This window comes from Acidovorax sp. LjRoot204, assembly GCF_056175785.1.
The window spans coordinates 1-4,434 of record NZ_JBGFFF010000246.1 but is presented as its reverse complement, the minus strand read 5'-3'; the positions used below and the strand labels follow the sequence as shown (position 1 = coordinate 4,434).

Below are 4,434 nucleotides of genomic sequence, written 5' to 3'. Positions count from 1 at the left end.
GGCGTGCCGCAGTCATTTGTTTCCAAGATGGCGTCTGGTGAAAAGTCTGTCCCGGTGGAGCACGGCCTGGCGATCGAGCAGTTCACGGGCGGTGCCTTTCTCCGGCGCGAATACTGGCCTCACAAGTGCGGCCGCATCTGGCCCGATCTGGCCGACCCCCAACCCAACACAGCCCCGGCGCCTGCCCAGCAAGCGCCAGCAGCTATCAATTCCGAAGCAAAGGAGGCCGCGCATGTCTGACCTTTCCAACTGTGCGACCACCGTCATGGCCAAGATTGAAATCGGTCTTGGCGCGAATGGCGAGGTGTTTATGCGCAGCGAAATGCTCGGGCGCAAAGACAGCGTGTACATGCCGTTTGCGCATGCCGAACTGTTGCCCCGGGTGGAAAAGCTGGCGCAAGAGCTGCGCGCCCAAATGGTGGCCGAGCTGCGTGCGCAGCTTGCTGCCAATGAGGCCGCGTTGGCTAGCCGGGGATGACCTTGTACACCTCGTTGAACTCCACCTGCACGATGCGTGGCCCCTCGATGGGGCCGCGTTCTCTGAGCTGGAAAAAGCTCAGGTCTCCGCTGCCGAAGGTGATCTGGTCGTCGTCTTCCAGGCTGGCCAGCAGGTCCCTGAAGTGCAGCTTGAATTCCGAGCCGCTCATGGTTTTGGTGTCTTGCATGTCTGCCCCTTTCGTTGGCTTGGTTGGTGGTACTTCCATTGTCCAGCGATTGAGGGCGGGCGCCCTCGTGCAATTTGATCTGGAGGTGGCCTGATGCTTCGCTCTTTCGATGTATCCACAGCGTGCGCCGATGAATTGCCCGGCGGGCAGAGCCTTCGGCTGGTGAGCAACTCCAGCGCGTTGTGCGCTGACCTTGAGCTACTTGCCCAAGCGGCCGAGGGCTCGCTGCAGGTCCGCCAGTTTCTTCTCGATTTTGTTGATGCCGGCGCGCAGCTCGTTCGCGTTGACCGCGAACTCTTTCCGACACCTGCTGCAGGTGAGCTTGGGGTTCAGTTTGAGCTTGCCGATGGGCTGCGCGGCCTTGTGGCTGCAGTGCGGGCAGGGCACGTCGATCAGTTCTTTGTCCAGCAGTCCATTCATGGGCATCCCTCTCGAAAGATGGTTTGAAGTGAGAAGCACATTCTCTTTCGATTGCGGGTGCCCGCCAAACGTCGCCGCAGCGCTGGTGTGTATTGCGCTGGGTGCTATCAAATTCAAAGCGCTCCACACGGGGCAGGAGGTGGCCCATGTCTGAAGACCAGTCCCGCGTAGGCGGCTTTGCAGTGGAGCGCCCTTGCTTCACGCCTCTGACCACCAAAGTGTGCGTCGCAGCCGCAAAGGCGGTGGGCATTGATCCAGGCAAAGCCGTGTGTGTGAACTTTGAGTTTGGCCCGCCCGGGCACTCGTTCATCGTCGCTCGATACCCGCTGGACGATGCGGCGATGGCGCGCGTGCTGGAGGCGCTGGCTGCTATTCCAGTGGGTGTCGATGCGAGCCGTGCCGCCCTCGCAGTTGTGCACGAAGGGGAGGCTATTTGGCCTCGCGTCTGGGCAGATTCCTCCGTGCCTTCCGGAAAAAGTCCCGAACCAGATCCGGTCCATGGTCCCGCTGGATCTGGAGAAGCCTGATGTGTTTGTCTTCTATCCCGGAGGCGGGTGGCTTGATGGCGGACATAACCGCCACAAGCGCGCTTTCCGCATCTGTTAGCACCCCCTCGGGGTCGTTTGTGATGCTGGCGAATTGCACGAACAGCTGCTGCAAAAGCAAATCTTGCAGTGTGAATCGCATGTATGCGTCGATTTCGAAATCGCTCATTTCCTGGCTCATGTCCGCCCCCTCTGGTGTTGGTTGTGTGAGAGCTTCCATCGTATGCCAGGTCAGGGCGGGCGCTCATTTCTGTTTTGCCACCCTGCCACGCCCGCAGCCGCGCTGCCGGGTTACTCCACCCAACCACCAGGGCGCTGCGTGCGCAGGCAAGTGCGCGCAGCTTTGTGCGGTGGCGTGGCGGGGTGTTTTCTGTGTGGGTCATTCGCACACCATGTCGGTCAGTGCTTCCAGTGCCCGCAGCGGCGCGGGCGGCACGCTGCCGGTGGCGCGCATGCGGCTGGCGGCGGTGTCCAGCCAGTGGCCCAGGTCTTCGATGGTGAGGGTGCCCTGTGCATCCATCACAAACAGCATCTGCTGCACCAGCAGCTCCAGCGCGGCCACGCGGTCGGGCAAGGGGTGGGCGGCGGTGGGTGCTGATGCTGCCGTTGAGCAGCTGGAGGTTTGATTCGTCATGAGAGCAACTGTCTCAATTCCGCGCGCCTTTGCCTATGGCGAAGATGAGGCGCTACCGTCCACCCGGCCCGATGTGCTGGTGGCCGTGGGCGCCATGCTGGAGGGGCGGCTGGAGCGGGTTGCCAAGAGCATTGGCATGTCGCCCAGCACGCTGCAGAAGAAGGTGAGCCTGTTCACCGACACGCACCACCTGTCGGTGAGCGAGCTGCAGATGATCCAGCACGCCACCGGTTGCATTGCGCCCACCGAGGTGCTGGCCGCTGCCGAGGGCTATGTGTGCGTGCGGGTCAACCCCGCCCAGGTGGGCAGCGTGGCCGAGTTCCTGGCCACGGGCGCGCAGATGTTTGGTGACCTGGCCAAGGCGATGCAGGAAGAGGCCGGCCACGACCGCTCGGTAACGCCCAACGGCCACAAGCGGGTGCAGCACCTGGTGCAAGAGCTGATGGGGCACATCAACGCGGGCAATGCGTTTGTGGCGGGCCGGGTGCCTGCCAAGGGTGGGGTGTAGCCATGCAGCTCAACATCACCATCAAAGGCATCGAGCGAGTGAAGGCGCAGCTGGAGGCGCTGTCGGGTGCCCAGCTGCGCGAGGCGTCGGCCAAGGCGCTGAACGATACGGGCTACCAGGTGCGGCGAGACATGCAGGGTGAACTGACGCAGCGTTTTGACCGGCCCACGCCGTTCATCGTCACGTCGCCCAAGGTATTCCCGGCCACGCCCGACAAGCTGCAGGTGTCGATCGCACCGACGAAGCAAAGCCAGTTCGGCACCACGGGCGGCAAGGTCGGCGTGGACCCGCAACAAGTGCTGCAGGCGCAGGAGTTTGGCGGCCAGCGGCGCGACAAGCGCAGCGAGGTGGCCCTGCGCCGTGCGGGCATCTTGCCCAATGGATTCCAGCTGGCCATCCCTGCCAATCCCTTCCCGGGCAGCGAGGACGGCTACGGCAACCTCAAGGGGCCGTTTCTGGTGCAGCTGATCGCCTACTTCCAGGCCTTTGGCGAGCAGGGCTATCGCGCCAACATGACCGACAAGTCCCGCGCCAATCTGGCGCGCGGTGGCACTGCCGCCCGCCTTGCCAAGGTGGCCGGGCCCCAGCTGGGCCGCCGGTACATCGTGAGCTACGGAAAGATGCGCGGCGGTGCCCGCATCACCCGCAAGGGCGAGGCAGACATGCGCGCCAGCAATCTGGCCCCAGGCATCTGGGCCGTGCTGGGCGCCACGGGTGCCGTGGTCAAGCCGGTGGTGATGTTTGTCCGCAAGGGCACGTACAAGCCCCGCATCGACCTGGACAGCCTGGGCAAGAGTGCAGCCACGCAGGACTACCTGGCGCGGCGGCTGCGGTTTCGGATTCGTCAGGCTGCGGAGGCGCTGTCTGTATGACCGAGGCCGCAATGAACCAAGGGGCTGCCCAAGTACGGCGGCCCACCAAGCAAGAGCGCCTGCGTACCATGCTGCTCGAAATGCCTCTGTCTCGTGCCGAGCTGGTGGCACGCACTGGCTGGGCAGCAAAGCAGGTGGACAAGGCCATCGAGGATGCCATGCGCCTGGGTTCGGTGATCCCCTTGAACCTGCCAGGGCGCACGCGGCGCTGCTATGCGGTGCCGGGTTTCGTGCCTCACACGGACGGGATGGGGCGGGCATGAGCACACGCATCATGGCCCTGTGCTGGCCGCTGCAGATGCGCCCACCCGCGAAGGCGGTGCTGGTGTCGCTGGCAGACATGGCCAACGATGAGGGCTATTGCTGGCCGACCATAGATAAGCTGTGCGAGCGGACTTGTTATGGGCGTACTGCGGTGATCGAGGCCATCGCGTGGCTGGAGTCGAGAGGTGCGGTGCGAGCCAGCCGCTCGAATGGTCGCAAGACCACGTACTGGGTGGAGCCAGGGAAGTTCTCGGTGCAGGCCGATGATGCAGCGCAGGCTGTGGACAACCCGCCTAACCAGTCCGCCACGCGAACCGGTACGCCACGCGGACCCGTCCGCCACACGGACCCAACCAGTCCGCCACGCGGACTAAACCAGTCCGCCACGCGGACACTAATACCCAAGAACCGTCATGAACCGTCAGTAATACCCCCCCATCCCCCCGCCGTCGCGGGGGGCGCGTGCGAGCGCGATGCAAAGCAACCCGATACCGGACAGCCGGAGACGGGGCAGGGTGGGCAGGCC

Annotated in this window: 10 protein-coding genes; 6 read left to right on the top strand and 4 right to left on the bottom strand. The window is 64.1% G+C overall.

All coding sequences use genetic code 11. From position 1 onward, the window contains the following. A partial coding sequence (locus tag AC04MI_RS23695) for a hypothetical protein (protein ID WP_476498874.1) occupies positions 1-240 on the top strand: 240 nt, incomplete at its 5' end. Positions 241-265: 25 nt separating this feature from the next. Beyond that, a complete protein-coding gene (locus AC04MI_RS23690) occupies positions 266-478 on the top strand; it encodes a hypothetical protein (protein ID WP_476498873.1) in 213 nt (70 codons plus the stop codon). Here AC04MI_RS23690 and AC04MI_RS23685 read toward each other — a convergent pair. From AC04MI_RS23685 to AC04MI_RS23670, 4 genes are all read right to left on the bottom strand, one after another. Beyond that, a complete protein-coding gene (locus AC04MI_RS23685; RefSeq protein WP_476498872.1) occupies positions 465-665 on the bottom strand; it encodes a hypothetical protein in 201 nt (66 codons plus the stop codon). The genes AC04MI_RS23690 and AC04MI_RS23685 overlap by 14 nt on opposite strands. Positions 666-863: 198 nt before the next feature. After that, positions 864-1,085 carry a YnfU family zinc-binding protein gene (locus AC04MI_RS23680; protein WP_476498871.1) on the bottom strand — a complete coding sequence of 74 codons (222 nt, stop codon included), beginning with the start codon at positions 1,083-1,085 and terminating at the stop codon, positions 864-866. 429 nt (positions 1,086-1,514) lie between these two features. Next, a complete protein-coding gene (locus tag AC04MI_RS23675) occupies positions 1,515-1,799 on the bottom strand; it encodes a hypothetical protein (RefSeq protein WP_476498870.1) in 285 nt (94 codons plus the stop codon). A gap of 210 nt (positions 1,800-2,009) precedes the next feature. After that, entirely contained in the window at positions 2,010-2,264 is a 255-nt protein-coding gene (locus AC04MI_RS23670; RefSeq protein WP_476498869.1) for a hypothetical protein, read from the bottom strand. On the opposite strand from AC04MI_RS23670, the gene AC04MI_RS23665 reads away from it, so the two are divergent. The 4 genes from AC04MI_RS23665 to AC04MI_RS23650 all read left to right on the top strand — a co-directional run. Beyond that, positions 2,263-2,772, top strand: coding sequence for a phage regulatory CII family protein (locus tag AC04MI_RS23665; protein WP_476498868.1), 510 nt, complete (start codon positions 2,263-2,265; stop codon positions 2,770-2,772). The genes AC04MI_RS23670 and AC04MI_RS23665 overlap by 2 nt on opposite strands. 2 nt (positions 2,773-2,774) lie before the next feature. Then, entirely contained in the window at positions 2,775-3,644 is an 870-nt protein-coding gene (locus AC04MI_RS23660) for a hypothetical protein (protein WP_476498867.1), read from the top strand. Then, positions 3,641-3,907, top strand: coding sequence for a hypothetical protein (locus AC04MI_RS23655; protein WP_476498866.1), 267 nt, complete (start codon positions 3,641-3,643; stop codon positions 3,905-3,907). Before AC04MI_RS23660 ends, AC04MI_RS23655 begins: the two co-directional genes overlap by 4 nt. Next, positions 3,904-4,434 (top strand): helix-turn-helix domain-containing protein (locus AC04MI_RS23650; protein ID WP_476498865.1); only part of this gene is annotated, 531 nt, incomplete at its 3' end. The genes AC04MI_RS23655 and AC04MI_RS23650, both read left to right, overlap by 4 nt.